Genomic DNA, 15,280 nt, shown 5'->3' with positions numbered 1-15,280 from the left:
CTCCGTTCGAACTCCCGTAACAATGGCCCCGTGATCACTTCGCCCGCACGGAGCACGAACCGACGCGCCGAGCACGCCGCGACGCCGTACGTCGACCTCTCCCGAGCGGAGTGGAGCGCGCTGCGGGACAAGACGCCGCTGCCGCTGACCGCCGAGGAGGTGGAGCGGCTGCGCGGGCTCGGGGACGTCATCGACCTGGACGAGGTGCGGGACGTCTATCTGCCGCTCTCCCGGCTCCTCAACCTGTACGTGCAGGCCACCTCCGAGCTGCGTGGCGCGCTGAACACCTTCCTCGGGGACGCGGGCAACGGGCAGGGCGCGCAGCGCGGCACCCCGTTCGTCATAGGCGTCGCGGGCAGTGTCGCCGTGGGGAAGTCGACCAGCGCCCGTATCCTCCAGGCGCTGCTGGCCCGCTGGCCCGAGCACCCGCGGGTGGAGCTGGTGACGACGGACGGGTTCCTGCTGCCGATGAAGGAGCTCCACGCGCGCGGGCTGATGTCGCGCAAGGGCTTCCCGGAGTCCTACGACCGGCGCGCCCTCACCCGTTTCGTCGCCGACATCAAGGCGGGCAAGGACGAGGTGACGGCCCCCGTCTACTCGCACCTGATCTACGACATCGTGCCCGGCGAGCGGCTCACCGTGCGGCGCCCCGACATCCTCATCGTCGAGGGGCTGAACGTGCTCCAGCCCGCGCTGCCCGGCAAGGACGGCCGGACCAGGGTCGGGCTCGCCGACTACTTCGACTTCAGCGTGTACGTGGACGCGCGGCCCGAGGACATCGAGACCTGGTACCTCAACCGCTTCCGCAAGCTGCGCGCGACGGCGTTCCAGGACCCGTCGTCGTACTTCCGCAAGTACACCCAGGTCTCCGAGGCGGAGGCGATGGAGTACGCGGCGACGATGTGGCGGACCATCAACAAGCCGAACCTCGTGGAGAACGTCGCGCCGACCCGGGGCCGTGCCACCCTGGTGCTCCGCAAGGGCCCCGACCACAAGGTCCAGCGGCTGTCCCTGCGCAAGCTATGAGGCGCGGGAATCACCTGAGGAGCCCGTTGTGCTGCATCTGCGTCTGCTCGTCCCCACCGCGCACACCGACGAGGTGGCGGACCTGCTGGAGCGGACCGTCGGCACGGCCCACCTCGTGGTGCTGCCGGGGGCCTCGCGTGATCCGGTCGGTGACATGGTGCTGTGCGACGTGGCGCGCGAGGCGGGCGACGAGCTGATCGCGGAGCTGCGGCGGCTCGGGGTCGACAGGTACGGGTCGATCACCCTGGAGAACATGGACCTGACGCTCTCGGCGCGCGCCGACCGGGCCGAGGAGGAGGCACCGGGCGAGGGCGCGGACGCGGTGCTGTGGGAGGAGCTGACGGAGGCGACCCACGAGGAGTCGACGTTCAGCGTCACCTATGTGTCGTTCCTCGCGGTCGCGACGATGCTCGCCGCCTGCGGTGTGATGCTCGACAACGCGATCCTGATCGTGGGCGCGATGGCGGTGGGCCCGGAGTTCGGCCCGCTGGCCGGGATCTCCACGGCGCTGGTGCAGCGCGCCCCGCGCCTGGTGTGGCGCTCGCTGTGGGCGCTGGTCGGCGGCTTCGCCATCGCGATGGTGCTGACGGCGGGCTTCGCCTGGCTGATGGACGCCTTCGGGCTGTTCGACGCCGCGATGATCGAGGCGAAGCGGCCCAACACGGCGTTCGTCTGGCAGCCGGACTGGCTGTCGTTCGTGGTGGCGTTCCTGGCGGGCATCGCCGGGACGCTCTCCCTGACCTCGGCGAAGTCCGGGGCGCTGATCGGGGTCGCGATCTCGGTGACGACCGTGCCGGCCGCCGCCAATGCCGCGGTGGCGTTCAGCTACAGCGACTACCACCAGATGACCGGCTCCACGCAGCAGCTGGCGGCGAACCTCGGCGGCATCGTGCTCGCGGGGACGCTGACGCTGCTGGCGCAGAAGGCCCTGTGGCGGACGGCCCGGCGCCACCAGCGGGTCCACCCGAAGCTGCCCGCTCACGGCACGCGGGCGTAGGCGGGCGTGCGGTGAGCGGGCGGCCCCTCATGGCTCTCGCCCCTAACCCAGCGCGGACTTCACCACGTCGGCCAGCCGGCCGGCCACCGCGCGCGCCTGCTCGATGTCGGCCGCCTCGACCATGACCCGTACCAGCGGCTCCGTGCCCGACTGGCGCAGCAGCACCCGTCCGGTGGCGCCCAGCTCGCGCTCGGCCTCGGCCACGGCCGTGGCCAGCTCCGGGGAGGTGGCCACCCGGGACTTGTCGACGTCCGGCACGTTGATGAGCACCTGCGGCAGGCGCTCCATCACACCGGCCAGCTCGGCGAGCGTACGGCCGGTGGCGGCGACCCGGGCCGCCAGCATCAGGCCGGTCAGCGTGCCGTCGCCGGTCGTGGCGTGGTCCAGGACGATGACGTGGCCGGACTGCTCGCCGCCCAGGGCGTAGCCCTCGGCCTTCATCGACTCCAGTACGTAACGGTCACCGACCGCGGTCTGGACGAGCTGGATGCCCTCCCGCTCCATGGCGATCTTGAAGCCGAGGTTCGACATCACGGTGCCGACCACGGTGCCCTTGCGGAGCTGTCCGGCGTCGCGCATGGCGAGGGCGAGGACGGCCAGGATCTGGTCGCCGTCGATCTCCTCGCCGGCACTGTCCACGGCCAGGCAGCGGTCGGCGTCGCCGTCGTGCGCGATGCCGAGGTCGGCGCCGTTCTCGACGACGGCGGCGCGGAGCAGCTCCAGGTGCGTGGAGCCGCAGCCGTCGTTGATGTTCAGGCCGTCCGGGTCCGCGCCGATCGTGACGATCTCGGCCCCGGCGCGGGCGAACGCCTCGGGCGAGACGCGGGCGGCGGCGCCGTGCGCCTCGTCGAGTACGACCTTCAGGCCGTCGAGCCGGTTGGGCAGTACGCCGATGAGGTGAGCGACGTAGCGGTCGAAGCCCTCGGCGTAGTCGCTGATCCGGCCCACTCCGGCCCCGGTGGGACGGGCCCACGGCGCGCCGGTGCGGTGCTGCTCGTAGACCGTCTCGATGCGGTCCTCCAGCTCGTCGGCGAGCTTGTGGCCGCCGCGGGCGAAGAACTTGACCCCGTTGTCCGGCATCGCGTTGTGGCTGGCGGAGAGCATCACACCGATGTCCGCGCCCAGCGCACCGGTGAGGTAGGCCACTGCCGGGGTCGGCAGCACGCCGACGCGCAGGACGTCGACGCCCGCGCTGGCGAGGCCCGCCACCACGGCGGCCTCCAGGAACTCTCCGGAGGCACGGGGATCCCGGCCGACCACGGCCGTCGGCCGGTGGCCCTCGAAAGTGCCCACTTCGCCCAGCACGTGCGCCGCAGCGACCGAGAGGCCGAGCGCGAGCTCAGCCGTCAGGTCCGCATTGGCGACACCGCGCACGCCGTCCGTGCCGAAGAGTCGTCCCACTGGTGTCCTCCGAAGGTGCTCCGAAACGCAAAAAACAGACCAGACAATCCACGGGCGTATGAACGTCTTATGCCGTTATATGCCCGAGGCTGTCAATAAACGAACGCCCCGGCAGCACGAGGTGTGCCGCCGGGGCGAACGGGTAACGCGAATGAGCAGGCGGTTTAGCGCTTGCTGTACTGCGGGGCCTTACGGGCCTTCTTGAGACCGGCCTTCTTGCGCTCGACCGCACGGTCGTCGCGGGAGAGGAAGCCGGCCTTCTTCAGCGTGGCGCGGTTGTTGTCCTCGTCCGCCTCGTTGAGCGAGCGGGCGACGCCGAGGCGCAGGGCGCCGGCCTGACCCGAAACGCCGCCACCCGAGATGCGGGCGATGACGTCGTAGCGGTTGTCGAGCTCGAGCACCTTGAAGGGCTCGTTGACTTCCTGCTGGTGCACCTTGTTGGGGAAGTAGTCCTCAAGGGTGCGACCGTTGATCTTCCACTTGCCGGTGCCCGGAACGATCCGGACGCGGGCGATGGCGTTCTTGCGACGGCCAAGGCCGGCCGCGGGCTGCGGGTCGCCGAAGCGGCCCACGAGCGACTCCGAGGTGTACTCGCCCTCGACGGGCACCTCGGACTCGAAGGTGGTCACCTCGGCGAAGGTCTCTTCGCCCTCGGTGACCTCGGTGCCCTCGACGGGCGTCTCTGCAGTGGTCTCGGCCACGATTCTCCTCAGATCTTTCTGTACGTCTTAGGGGGAGGCCGGAACTACTGCGCGACCTGGGTGATCTCGAACGGGACCGGCTGCTGCGCAGCGTGCGGGTGCTGGTCACCCGCGTAGACCTTGAGCTTCGAGATCATCTGGCGACCCAGAGTGTTCTTGGGGATCATGCCCTTGATGGCCTTCTCGACAGCCTTCTCGGGGTTCTTCGCGAGAAGCTCGTCGTAGCGCACGGAGCGCAGGCCGCCCGGGAACCCGGAGTGGCGGTAGGCCATCTTCTGGGTCTTCTTGTTGCCGGAGAGGTGAACCTTCTCGGCGTTGATGATGATGACGAAGTCGCCCATGTCCATGTGGGGGGCGTAAATCGCCTTGTGCTTGCCTCGGAGGAGGTTCGCAGCCGTGGTGGCCAGACGGCCGAGGACGATGTCCTCCGCGTCAATGATGTGCCACTGGCGAGTGACATCGCCGGGCTTGGGGCTGTACGTACGCACTTCGTAGCCTTCGCTTCTTCAGTGGATGGGGTCCAGACACACGGCACCTCTGAAGCGACCATGCAGCTGGGGCCCACAGTGCCGGGACGCTGCCCGTATGCGAGCCACTGGTAACTGCTCCAGAGAACCTACGTAAGGGCCCTTCGCGTGAGAACGACGAAGCCAATACGTATAACAATCCCCGACAGTACCCGCCCCGCCCCGGACGGGTCAAAACGCACCCCCGGGAACGGTTCCCGCCCCGGTCCGGGCCAGGGCTTCCGTCCTCAATCGCCGGACGGGCTTGGGTTGTGCGGGTGCCACGCAGGGGTGCGCCTGGCGTGCGGGTGGGCGTCTCCTCGGACGACGAACGTTCGGCGGGTACGCGAGGGACCCGGGTATCTGTTCGTCGTCCCGCGTCTGCGGCAGCAGCTTCGCCGGTGTGCAGAAGCGCACGATGCAGGGGTGGGGACGTGCAGGGGAGTCCCCGCAGGAAATGGCGTACGACCCGGGTCCCCCGCGTACCCGGGTGAACACGCCATTTCCGAGGAGACGCCCCGGAGGGGCACCACCCCCCACCCACCGCGCAGAGCGCACCCCTGCGGGGGCACCCGCACAATCAAGCCCGTCCGGCGATTGAGGACAAAGACCCGCACCCAGGAACCCCGCACCCGCCAAGCGCGTCACCGCGCTCGCGACACCCGCCGCTCGTCCCACACCGGCTCCGCCGTCTCCCGGACGACCCCGTCCGAGCCGAAGACCAGATACCGGTCGAAGGACTTCGCGAACCACCGGTCGTGCGTGACGGCCATCACCGTCCCGTCGTAGACCTCGAGACCGTCCTGGAGGGCCTCCGCCGACTCCAGGTCCAGGTTGTCCGTCGGCTCGTCCAGCAGCAGCGCGGTCGTGCCGGACAGCTCCAGGAGCAGGATCTGGAACCGGGCCTGCTGTCCGCCGGACAGCTTCTCGAAGGGCTGGTCCCCCTGCCGCTCCAGCTCGTACCGCCGCAGCACGGACATCGCGCCGCCCCGGTCCTTCGCCTGCTCCGTCCACAGGATCTCGACGAGTGTCTTGCCGAGCAGCTCCGGGTGGGCGTGGGTCTGCGCGAAGTGGCCGGCCACCACCCTCGCCCCGAGCTTCCACTCCCCCGTGTGCGCCACCGGCTCGCCGGCCAGCAGCCGCAGGAAGTGCGACTTGCCCGACCCGTTCGAACCGAGGACGGCGACCCGCTCCCCGTAGAAGATTTCCAGGTCGAACGGCTTCATCAGGCCGGTCAGCTCCAGGTTCTTGCAGGTCACCGCCCGCATCCCGGTCCGGCCGCCGCGCAGCCGCATCCTGATGTCCTGCTCGCGCGGCGGCTCCGGCGGCGGGCCCGCGTCCTCGAACTTCTTGAACCGGGTCTGCATCGCGTGGTAGCGGTTCGCCATGTCGGGGCTGTTCGCCGCCTGCTGCCGCATCCGCAGGACGAGCGCCTTCAGCCGGGCGTGCTCCTCCTCCCAGCGCCGCAGCAGTTCCTCGAAGCGCGCGAACCGCTCCTTGCGGGCCTGGTGGTACGTGGCGAATCCGCCACCGTGCACCCATACGTCGCTGCCGGCCGCGCTGGGCTCCACGCTGACGATCTTCTCGGCGGCCCGGGACAGCAGCTCCCGGTCGTGGGAGACGAAGAGGACCGTCTTACGGGTCTCCTTCAGCTTCTCCTCCAGCCACCGCTTTCCGGGGACGTCCAGATAGTTGTCCGGCTCGTCGAGCAGCAGGACCTCGTCGGGCCCGCGCAGCAGCGCCTCCAGCACCAGCCGCTTCTGCTCACCGCCGGAGAGCGTGCGCACCTCGCGCCACTGCGCCTTCTCGTACGGGACGCCGAGCGCCGCCGTCGTGCACATGTCCCAGACCGTCTCGGCCTCGTACCCGCGCGCCTCCGCCCAGTCGCTCAGCGCCTGCGCGTACGCCATCTGCGCGGCCTCGTCGTCGACGCTGAGGATCTTCTCCTCGGCCAGGTCGACGGCCCGCGCGGCCTCCCGGATACGGGGCTGGGCGACGGACACCAGCAGGTCGCGCACCGTGCGCTCGTCGCGCACCGAGCCGACGAACTGCTGCATCACCCCGAGCCCGCCGCTCACCGATACGGAGCCGCCGTGCGGCTGGAGCTCCCCGGCGAGCAGCCGCAGCAGTGTGGTCTTCCCGGCGCCGTTCGCGCCGACGAGGGCGACCACCGCCCCGTCCGCCACACGGAACGAAGCATCGCCGAGCAGCACCCGCCCGTCCGGTAGGTAGTACTCCAGATGGCCTGCTTCAAGATGTCCCATGTACAGCATTGTCACGGCCCGCGAAGCTCTGGCCCAACCGGTTTGTGTTCCGTCTAGGATTCGCCGCATGAGCTTTGGGCAAGGGGGGCCCTCCTGGGGGCCGGGCGACAACGGGACTCCGGACTGGGCGGCGCTGGCCGAGCAGTCCGCGGCGCGGACCAGACGCAAGAGGTGGCTGACGATCGGCGGGGGCGCGGTCGCCACCGCCGCGGTCGCCGCGATCGTGGCCACCGCGGTCATCTCGACCAACAAGGACGACTCCGCCGCGTCCGGCGGGAAGAACGCGAGCCAGCTGCCGTCGGCGACCGATCTGCCGAGCGAGACGGCGCAGCCCGAGCCGTCCTTCTCCTCGGTGGAGCCGCCGCCCCCGCCGGACCCGAAGGACTACATATCCGACGTGAAGAAGGACCGGGCGCCCGTCACCGCCGACGCCTTCTTCCCCGGCAAGCAGCTGAGGATGGGCGACCGCCTCTACGCCAAGGGCGCCACGAACCGCACCACGAACTGCGCCGCGACCACCCAGGGCGCACTGGGCTCGATCCTCGCCGCCAACGGCTGCGACCAGGTCATCCGTGCCACGTACAGCCGCAGCGGCGTGGCCGTGACCATCGGGCTGGCGGTCTTCGAGACCGAGGCCCAGGCCAAGAAGGCCGCCCAGCAGGCCTCCGGCGGCATGGCGTCGCTGAGCGGCTCGGGTGTGCCGACCTTCTGCCGCGGCGGCGCCGTCTGCCGTCGTACGGCCAACTCCTACGGCCGGTACGCCTACTTCACGGTCGGCGGGTTCACCAGCGGCAAGAGCGTCACCAAGGCCGACGCGAACGTGTTCGCCGTCGGCAACGACCTGACGAACTTCACGTTCCGGCAGATCCGCCACCGCGGCGAGGTCCAGGCCTCGGCAGCGGCCACCGCCTCCACCACCTGACCCCGGCCCGCCGCCCCGTTCGGCCACTCCGTCCAGTCACCTCATCCGGATACGGAGGATCTGCCGCTGTGCGCCTCGCCCACCCGCTCGCGTTCCTGCGCGTCGTGCGCCACCGCGACGCGATCGGCGCCGACCTCGCGCCCGACGAGGCCGTGACCCTCGACGCGCCGGACGCCCCGCTGCGCGCCGCCCTCGCCGCGGCGGTGGCCGGTGACCACGCACCGGCCCGTGAGCTCCTCGCCGCCACCCGGACACACGCCCAGTGGGAGCGCAGGGACGCCTACGTGAACCGGCTGGCCCGGACCGCGCTGCACCACGACGGCTGGCTGGAGAGCTGGGTCCAGGAGGCGCCCGCGGACCCGGACGCGATCCTCGTGGTGGCCGACTTCCAGCTCCGGCAGGCCTGGCGGATACGGACGGACGCCGGCGCCGAGGACGTGGAACACGACCGGTTCCAGGCCTTCTTCGCGCTGCTGGAGGACGCCGTACCGGTGATCGGCGCCGCGGCCGAGCTGAACCCCGCCGACCCGGTCCCGTGGCGCATCGCCCTCGCGCACGCCCGCGGCATCCAGGCCCCGCGCGAGGTGTTCGACGCGTATCTGGCCGAGGCACGGGCCCGCGACCCCCACCATTCCGGCTGCCACCAGCAGGCCCTCCAGTACCTGTGCGCCAAGTGGCACGGCTCGCACGAGGAGATGTTCCGGTACGCGGAGCGGGTGGCGGCATCGGCCCCGCCCGGCTCGAAGCTGCACGCGCTGCCGCTCCGGGCCGCACTGGAGTACCGGCTCTCCGTACAGGACGAGCCGCACGAGCCACACACCCACGAGCCGTACGGCCCCGAGACCGAGGCGGCCCTCACCCGGGCCCTGGGCCTCTCCGACAGCTACCCGGCGGGCGAACCCGAGGCGGCCGGCTTCCGCAACGAACTGGCCCTGCTGCTGATCATGGCGGACCGCCCGGCCGAGGCCCTCGACGCGTTCCGGGCCATCGGGGTGCACGCCACGGAGTTCCCCTGGGCCCGGCTCGGCGACCCCCGCGCCGAGTTCCTCGAAGCCCGCTCGGACGTCCGGCTCGACCTCGCCGCGCAGGTCCCGTTCTTCGGCCGCCCGCCCGAACCGCCCGCCACCGGCACGGACACCCCGGACTGGGCGGAGCTGGCCCCGCGGGCGGTCGCCATCGTGCCCGCTCCCCCGGCCGAGGTCGCCCAGGCTGCCCTGCTCTGCGGCTACTCCCTGCGCACGGCCCCGGCCGGCGAGGGCTCCAGCTACGTCGAGGTGGTCCCGGAGGCCGTCCGCAGCCGGCGTGCGGCGCTGCTCCCCGAGGAGCCCCTGACCTCGGCGGCCGAGACCTTCACGACCGGGGAGAGCTGGCCGGCCCTGGTCCTGCACCGCGCCCCGGGACGCAGCAGCATCACCGCCCTCCACCAGGGCCGGACGCACGCCACGCACACCTGGCACACCGAGTCCCCCACCCCCGACCACGCCGAGGTCCGGGCCACCGCGCAGAGCCTCGCTGACCTCTACCGGCGGGACGACCCGCGCCCCCTGGCCCACATACTGCGCGCCACCGGCGACCCGGCCGGGCACCAGGAGGACCTGGTGACGGCCCTGGGCCTGCCGCCCGTACCGCCGGGCTTCGGCGGCGAGACCCAGGTCCTCGGCGAGCTCCCCGGAGCCAGGGTGCTGGCCCGGCGCGGACTCCTGGCGGGGATGCGCGACACGATGTCCTCGGGCAGCGGCGGCCACCCGCCGGAGCCCCGTCCCCCGCGCGGCCCGTTCTGGCTGCTGGTCCGGACGCTGGTGCTGCTGGTCCTCACCCAGGCGGCCGCCTTCGCCTGGTGGAGTCCGCGGATCGGCTGGCTCCGCGCCTCCGTGCTGAGCGGTGCGGCGCTGTACGCGGCGGCGTCACTCACGGGCGCGCTGCGCCGACGCCGCCGCTCCCCGGCCTGACCCGCCGTACGGGCCCGCCGCTCAGCAGCAGCCGGCCCCCGGCAGGGTCCGCACGTTACGGGCCTCGACCGCCCGCGCGGCCAGCAACTCATCGGCCGGGTAGGCGACTTCCTCCAGTGTCAGCCCGTGCGGCCGCACCACGTGCACCCCGGGGTCCCGCACCCGGGCCGCCAGCACCTCGGCCGGCCAGGCCGCCGGGCGCCGCCCGTCCCCCACGAACAGGGCCGCGCCGATCAGCGCCCGCACCATGTTGTGGCAGAACGCGTCGGCCTGCACGGTCGCCGTCATGATCCCGGACGCCTCGTCCCGTACCCAACTCAGCTTCTGCAGCGTGCGGATGGTCGTCGCACCCTCGCGCTTCTTGCAGTACGCGGCGAAGTCGTGCTCCCCGGTCATCCGCGCCGCCGCCTCGTTCATCGCGTCGATGTCCAACGGCCGGTCGTGCCACAGGACATGACCCCGCAGCAGCGGATCAACCCCGCCCGGCCGGTCCGCCACCCGGTAGGCGTACCGGCGCCACAGCGCCGAGAAGCGGGCGTTGAACCCGGCGGGCGCCTCCGCGATCCGCCACACCCGCACATCGGGCGCCATCCGCCCGGCCATCCGCCGCAGCAGCTTGTCCGCGTGCTCGGCCCACACCTCGGCCGGCAGGTCCACGTGCGCGACCTGGCCACGGGCGTGCACCCCGGCATCGGTGCGCCCGGCCACGGTCAGGTCGTACGTCCGCGAGGAGCGGGTCACCGTGCGCAGGGCGTCCTCGATCTCCCCCTGGACGGTCCGCCGGCTGGTCTGCTTCGCCCAGCCCGAGAAGTCCTTGCCGTCGTAGGCCAGGTCCAGCCGCACCCGTACGAACCCGGGCTCCACTACGTCACTCACCAGCGATCCTCTCAAGATCCGTACACAGCAGAACGGGCCCGCACCGCCCCGAAGGGTGATGCGGGCCCGTCCAGTGGTCTCAGAACGCTCAGGCGTCCTTCGACTCCTCGTCGGCCTCGGCCGGCTTGGCGTCCTCGACGGACTCGACCGGGGTCTCGTCCTTCTTGAGGGCGTCTTCCTTGACCGCACGCTTTGTGGCGGCCTCGGCCTCACCGGTGGCAGCCTGCGCCACGGTCAGGGCCTCGACCAGCTCGATGACGGCCATCGGGGCGTTGTCGCCACGACGGTTGCCGATCTTGGTGATACGGGTGTAACCACCGGGGCGGTTCTCGTACCGCGGGGCGATCTCGGTGAAGAGCGTGTGCACGATGCCCTTGTCCGTGATCGACTGCAGCACCAGGCGACGGTTGTGGATGTCGCCCTTCTTCGCCTTGGTGATGAAACGCTCGGCGACCGGACGCAGGCGGCGGGCCTTGGCCTCGGTCGTGGTGATGCGGCCGTGCTCGAACAGCGCCTTCGCGAGGTTGTTGAGAAGGTGCTTCTCGTGCGCAGCGCTGCCGCCCAGACGGGCGCCCTTGGCGGGCTGAGGCATGGTATTTCTCCTTGTGTGCTGCACCGGCCGTATCAGGTACCGGTGTCAGTTCCCGAGCGGCGGTCGCCACACGGAAGTATTCATCCGCCACACGCACTCGACATCAAACCCGCATATCAAGCCCGTCCGGCGCTTGAGGACAGAGCCCTCGCCCGGTCCGGGGCACCCGGCGAACCCGGGCACCCCAGCCGGAGGCGTACTAGTACTGCTCGGTCTCCACGAAACCCGCGTCCGCGTCGTCGTCCGCGCCGAACGCGTCCGCGGCGGCGGTGGGGTCGAAGCCGGGAGGCGAGTCCTTCAGCGCCAGGCCCATACCGGCCAGCTTCGCCTTGACCTCGTCGATCGACTTCGCACCGAAGTTGCGGATGTCGAGCAGGTCGGCCTCGGAACGGGCCACGAGCTCACCCACGGAGTGGATGCCCTCGCGCTTGAGGCAGTTGTACGAGCGGACCGTGAGCTCCAGCTCCTCGATCGGCAGCGCCAGATCGGCAGCGAGCGCGGCGTCCGTCGGCGACGGGCCCATGTCGATGCCCTCGGCGTCGATGTTGAGCTCGCGCGCCAGACCGAACAGCTCGACCAGGGTCTTACCGGCCGACGCCATGGCGTCACGGGGACGCATGGCCTGCTTGGTCTCGACGTCGACGATCAGCTTGTCGAAGTCGGTGCGCTGCTCGACACGGGTCGCCTCGACCTTGTACGTGACCTTGAGCACCGGCGAGTAGATGGAGTCGACCGGAATCCGGCCGATCTCCTGGCCCACCTGCTTGTTCTGGACGGCGGAGACGTAGCCGCGACCGCGCTCGACGGTCAGCTCCATCTCCAGCTTGCCCTTGCCGTTCAGCGTGGCCATGACGAGGTCCGGGTTGTGGACCTCGACACCGGCCGGCGGGGCGATGTCAGCGGCGGTGACCAGGCCGGGACCCTGCTTGCGCAGGTACATCACGACCGGCTCGTCGTGCTCCGAGGAGACGACCAGCTGCTTGATGTTGAGGATGAGGTCGGTGACGTCCTCCTTGACACCCGGCACGGTGGTGAACTCGTGCAGGACGCCGTCGATCCGGATGCTGGTGACAGCGGCACCGGGGATCGAGGAGAGGAGCGTACGGCGAAGAGAGTTACCGAGCGTGTAGCCGAAACCCGGCTCCAGGGGCTCGATGACGAACCGCGAACGGAACTCGTCAACGACCTCTTCGGTCAGCGACGGACGCTGAGCGATAAGCATGGTGTGAATCCTTCAGTCGTGGACGCCCACTATTTGACGTCCTACAGATGAAACAAGGATACGGGCGGCACACCCCCGTAGGGGGCATACCGCCCGTACCCACGCTACTGACGCACGGCCGTCACCGGCCGTTGCGGATCAGACGCGGCGACGCTTCGGCGGACGGCAGCCGTTGTGCGGCGTCGGGGTGACGTCCTGGATCGAACCGACCTCGAGGCCCGTGGCCTGGAGGGAGCGGATCGCGGTCTCGCGGCCGGAGCCCGGACCCTTCACGAAGACGTCAACCTTGCGCATGCCGTGCTCCTGCGCGCGGCGGGCGGCCGACTCGGCGGCCATCTGCGCGGCGAAGGGGGTGGACTTGCGCGAGCCCTTGAAGCCGACGTGGCCGGCGGAGGCCCAGGAGATCACGTTGCCCGAGGGGTCCGTGATCGAGACGATGGTGTTGTTGAACGTGCTCTTGATGTGCGCGTGGCCGTGAGCGACGTTCTTCTTTTCCTTGCGACGCACCTTCTTGGCTGCGCCCTGACGACCCTTGGGGGGCATGTCTTTACTCCAGATGGAGAGGGGAGGTGATCGGTCCTACAGCGAAGACCGCTGGATGCTGCGGATGCCCGGGGACCCGGACGTTCGCAGTGCGTCCGCTGAGGACTACTTCTTGCCCGGCTTCTTCTTACCGGCGATCGCGCGACGCGGGCCCTTGCGGGTACGCGCGTTCGTGCTGGTGCGCTGACCGTGCACCGGCAGACCACGGCGGTGACGAATGCCCTGGTAGCAGCCGATCTCGATCTTGCGGCGGATGTCGCCCTGGATCTCGCGGCGGAGGTCACCCTCGGTGCGGAGGTTGGCGTCCACGTACTCGCGGATCTTGACCAGGTCTTCCTCGGCCAGGTCACGAACGCGGGTGTTCGGGTTCACGCCGGTGGTGGCGAGGATCTCCTTGGACCGGGTGCGCCCGATACCGAAGACGTAGGTGAGGGCAACCTCCACGCGCTTCTCGCGCGGGATGTCAACACCTGAAACGCGTGCCATTCAATGGCTCCAGTTGTCATTTCGGGGGTCTTCCGCAGTGCCGCTCCCGATCGCCGACCGCTCACGGGGAGAGGTGGTACGCCCGGGTCTCCGGCCCCCGCCGGAGGTGTCGTCAGCCGTGGCTTGGACGGGCACTGCGTATGTACGTTTACGTGCGTCGCGCGAAGTACTGCGAGATGCGAGGGGGTCGTGCGTCAGCCCTGGCGCTGCTTGTGGCGCAGGTTGTCGCAGATGACCATGACCCGACCGTGACGGCGGATCACCTTGCACTTGTCGCAGATCTTCTTGACGCTCGGCTTGACCTTCATGGGATGTCAGGTTCTCCGGGTCAGTGCCAGCACCCCGCCGAAACGGAATGTGGGCAAGATCTACTTGTAGCGGTAGACGATCCGGCCACGCGTCAGGTCGTACGGGGAGAGCTCCACGACGACCCGGTCATCGGGAAGGATTCGGATGTAGTGCATCCGCATCTTCCCGCTGATGTGCGCGAGGACCTTGTGACCGTTCTGGAGCTCCACCCTGAACATGGCGTTCGGGAGAGACTCGATCACGGTGCCCTCAATTTCGATGGCACCTTGCTTCTTGGCCACGCTTCGCCTTTCGAATCGGCTACCTTGATCGGCTCTGCACAATCGTGTGCATACATACGGGCACACGGATGCACGAGAGCCGACGAGTCAGTCTACGTCAGCGGACTCCAAAAGACGAATCCGTCAAGTTTGCCCACCGTGGGAGATCCTTAGACCTCCGCGCCACCGCCAATCACCCCGGCGGGCACGGTGCGGATCATTCAGCCCAGCGGGTCCGGCGCCGCCTCCACGCCGTACTGTGCCAGCCTCTCGCGGCCGCAGTCCGGCGCGGTGAGCACCAGCGGGCCCTGCTCCGTGAGCGCGATGGAGTGCTCCCAGTGGGAGGACCAGCTGCCGTCGGTCGTGAGGACGGTCCACTCGTCGGCGAGCACCTCGGTGCGTGCGGTGCCGAGGGAGACCATCGGCTCGATGGCCAGGCAGACACCGGGCACCAGCTTGATGCCCTTGCCGCGCTTGCGCGCGACGTAGTTCAGCACGTGCGGGTCCATGTGCATCTCGGTGCCGATGCCGTGGCCGCCGTAGTCCTCGACGATCCCGTACTTGCCGCTCGACGGGCGGGGCTGGCGGCGGATGTAGGACTCGATCGCCTTCGAGATGTCGACGAGGCGGTTGTTCACCTTCATCGCGGCGATGCCGGCCCACATCGACTCCTCCGTCACCCGGGACAGCTCGACGAGCTCCGGAGCGTGACCGGTGCCGACGAAGGCCGTGTACGCGGCGTCGCCGTGCCAGCCGTCGACGATCGCGCCGGCGTCGATGGAGATGATGTCGCCGTCCTTGAGGACGGTCTTGTCATCCGGGATGCCGTGGACGACGACCTCGTTGACCGAGGTGCAGATCGTCGCGGGGAATCCGCCGTACCCGAGGAAGTTCGACTTCGCACCGTGGTCGGCGATCACCTTGCGCGCGACCTGGTCCAGGTCCAGCGTGGTGGCGCCGGGCACCGCGGCCTCTCGCGTGGCCGCGTGAATGGCAGCGACCACCAGCCCCGCCTCACGCATCTTCGCGATCTGCTCGGGGGTCTTGATCTGCACCATTGCGCGGCGCCTCTCTCCATGGACGGTGACGGGTGCGGCGTACTCCACGATACGGCCGCAAACAGTCGGGCGCGGGGGCCCCCGGGGGGCCCCCCCCCCCCCCCGCGGGCGGCCGGGGGGGGGACCACCCCCGCCGCGAGACTGGTTGGCCCCCAACGCCCCGCCCAG

At 70.2% G+C, this 15,280-nt stretch carries 16 protein-coding genes; 4 read left to right on the top strand and 12 right to left on the bottom strand.

Annotated elements, in window-relative coordinates; translation table 11 throughout:
• The first annotated feature begins 30 nt into the window (after positions 1–30).
• Together coaA and ACIQM0_RS21875 are read left to right on the top strand one after the other, a co-directional pair.
• Positions 31–1,026, top strand: coding sequence for a type I pantothenate kinase (coaA, locus tag ACIQM0_RS21880; RefSeq protein ID WP_385028731.1), 996 nt, complete (start codon positions 31–33; stop codon positions 1,024–1,026).
• Positions 1,027–1,054: 28 nt separating this feature from the next.
• A complete protein-coding gene (locus ACIQM0_RS21875) occupies positions 1,055–2,023 on the top strand; it encodes a DUF389 domain-containing protein (protein ID WP_401289074.1) in 969 nt (322 codons plus the stop codon).
• 42 nt (positions 2,024–2,065) lie between these two features.
• Here ACIQM0_RS21875 and glmM read toward each other — a convergent pair whose 3' ends face one another.
• The 4 genes from glmM to ACIQM0_RS21855 form a co-directional block, all read right to left on the bottom strand.
• Positions 2,066–3,424, bottom strand: a complete 1,359-nt coding sequence (gene glmM, locus ACIQM0_RS21870; protein WP_363022036.1) for a phosphoglucosamine mutase — start codon at positions 3,422–3,424, stop codon at positions 2,066–2,068.
• A 164-nt stretch (positions 3,425–3,588) separates the two neighbouring features.
• Positions 3,589–4,125 (bottom strand): 30S ribosomal protein S9, encoded by a 537-nt coding sequence (rpsI, locus tag ACIQM0_RS21865; protein ID WP_123461078.1) that lies wholly within the window; start codon positions 4,123–4,125, stop codon positions 3,589–3,591.
• Positions 4,126–4,169: 44 nt separating this feature from the next.
• Positions 4,170–4,613: a 50S ribosomal protein L13 gene (rplM, locus tag ACIQM0_RS21860; RefSeq protein ID WP_024490227.1), complete on the bottom strand. Its 444-nt coding sequence runs from the start codon at positions 4,611–4,613 to the stop codon at positions 4,170–4,172.
• 662 nt (positions 4,614–5,275) lie between these two features.
• The gene (locus tag ACIQM0_RS21855; protein ID WP_401289070.1) at positions 5,276–6,895 is read right to left on the bottom strand and encodes an ABC-F family ATP-binding cassette domain-containing protein; all 1,620 of its coding nucleotides are present in this window, start codon (positions 6,893–6,895) and stop codon (positions 5,276–5,278) included.
• 67 nt (positions 6,896–6,962) lie between these two features.
• On the opposite strand from ACIQM0_RS21855, the gene ACIQM0_RS21850 reads away from it, so the two are divergent.
• Complete coding sequence (locus ACIQM0_RS21850) at positions 6,963–7,817, top strand: hypothetical protein (RefSeq protein WP_401289068.1); 855 nt, start codon at positions 6,963–6,965, stop codon at positions 7,815–7,817.
• Between the two features lie 68 nt (positions 7,818–7,885).
• Positions 7,886–9,766 (top strand): hypothetical protein, encoded by a 1,881-nt coding sequence (locus ACIQM0_RS21845; protein WP_401289066.1) that lies wholly within the window; start codon positions 7,886–7,888, stop codon positions 9,764–9,766.
• 21 nt (positions 9,767–9,787) lie between these two features.
• Here ACIQM0_RS21845 and truA read toward each other — a convergent pair whose 3' ends face one another.
• From truA to map, 8 genes are all read right to left on the bottom strand, one after another.
• On the bottom strand, positions 9,788–10,642 hold the full coding sequence (gene truA, locus ACIQM0_RS21840) for a tRNA pseudouridine(38-40) synthase TruA (protein ID WP_401289063.1): 855 nt from the start codon (positions 10,640–10,642) through the stop codon (positions 9,788–9,790).
• Positions 10,643–10,730: 88 nt separating this feature from the next.
• Positions 10,731–11,234: a 50S ribosomal protein L17 gene (gene rplQ / locus ACIQM0_RS21835; RefSeq protein ID WP_362966950.1), complete on the bottom strand. Its 504-nt coding sequence runs from the start codon at positions 11,232–11,234 to the stop codon at positions 10,731–10,733.
• 199 nt (positions 11,235–11,433) lie between these two features.
• Complete coding sequence (locus ACIQM0_RS21830) at positions 11,434–12,456, bottom strand: DNA-directed RNA polymerase subunit alpha (protein WP_024491600.1); 1,023 nt, start codon at positions 12,454–12,456, stop codon at positions 11,434–11,436.
• 138 nt (positions 12,457–12,594) lie between these two features.
• On the bottom strand, positions 12,595–12,999 hold the full coding sequence (gene rpsK, locus ACIQM0_RS21825; protein WP_003956432.1) for a 30S ribosomal protein S11: 405 nt from the start codon (positions 12,997–12,999) through the stop codon (positions 12,595–12,597).
• A 105-nt stretch (positions 13,000–13,104) separates the two neighbouring features.
• The gene (gene rpsM / locus ACIQM0_RS21820; protein ID WP_014047799.1) at positions 13,105–13,485 is read right to left on the bottom strand and encodes a 30S ribosomal protein S13; all 381 of its coding nucleotides are present in this window, start codon (positions 13,483–13,485) and stop codon (positions 13,105–13,107) included.
• 194 nt (positions 13,486–13,679) lie between these two features.
• Complete coding sequence (gene rpmJ / locus ACIQM0_RS21815) at positions 13,680–13,793, bottom strand: 50S ribosomal protein L36 (RefSeq protein ID WP_003956441.1); 114 nt, start codon at positions 13,791–13,793, stop codon at positions 13,680–13,682.
• Positions 13,794–13,853: 60 nt separating this feature from the next.
• Positions 13,854–14,075, bottom strand: coding sequence for a translation initiation factor IF-1 (gene infA, locus ACIQM0_RS21810; protein WP_014047798.1), 222 nt, complete (start codon positions 14,073–14,075; stop codon positions 13,854–13,856).
• A 200-nt stretch (positions 14,076–14,275) separates the two neighbouring features.
• The gene (gene map, locus ACIQM0_RS21805; RefSeq protein ID WP_401289060.1) at positions 14,276–15,112 is read right to left on the bottom strand and encodes a type I methionyl aminopeptidase; all 837 of its coding nucleotides are present in this window, start codon (positions 15,110–15,112) and stop codon (positions 14,276–14,278) included.
• Positions 15,113–15,280: the final 168 nt, after the last annotated feature.

Origin of the sequence: Streptomyces sp. NPDC091387 (assembly GCF_044756945.1) — a bacterium.
Classification (GTDB): domain Bacteria; phylum Actinomycetota; class Actinomycetes; order Streptomycetales; family Streptomycetaceae; genus Streptomyces.
This window is presented reverse-complemented; position numbering and strand designations above follow the sequence as displayed.

What these genes read in the sequence shown, in the direction of transcription:
- rpsK (WP_003956432.1), bottom strand. Translation starts at nt 12,999, where the DNA reads ATGCCCCCCAAGGGTCGTCAGGGCGCAGCCAAGAAGGTGCGTCGCAAG.
- ACIQM0_RS21855 (WP_401289070.1), bottom strand. Translation starts at nt 6,895, where the DNA reads ATGGGACATCTTGAAGCAGGCCATCTGGAGTACTACCTACCGGACGGG.
- ACIQM0_RS21830 (WP_024491600.1), bottom strand. Translation starts at nt 12,456, where the DNA reads ATGCTTATCGCTCAGCGTCCGTCGCTGACCGAAGAGGTCGTTGACGAG.
- rplQ (WP_362966950.1), bottom strand. Translation starts at nt 11,234, where the DNA reads ATGCCTCAGCCCGCCAAGGGCGCCCGTCTGGGCGGCAGCGCTGCGCAC.
- rpsM (WP_014047799.1), bottom strand. Translation starts at nt 13,485, where the DNA reads ATGGCACGCGTTTCAGGTGTTGACATCCCGCGCGAGAAGCGCGTGGAG.
- ACIQM0_RS21850 (WP_401289068.1), top strand. Translation starts at nt 6,963, where the DNA reads ATGAGCTTTGGGCAAGGGGGGCCCTCCTGGGGGCCGGGCGACAACGGG.
- map (WP_401289060.1), bottom strand. Translation starts at nt 15,112, where the DNA reads ATGGTGCAGATCAAGACCCCCGAGCAGATCGCGAAGATGCGTGAGGCG.
- rpmJ (WP_003956441.1), bottom strand. Translation starts at nt 13,793, where the DNA reads ATGAAGGTCAAGCCGAGCGTCAAGAAGATCTGCGACAAGTGCAAGGTG.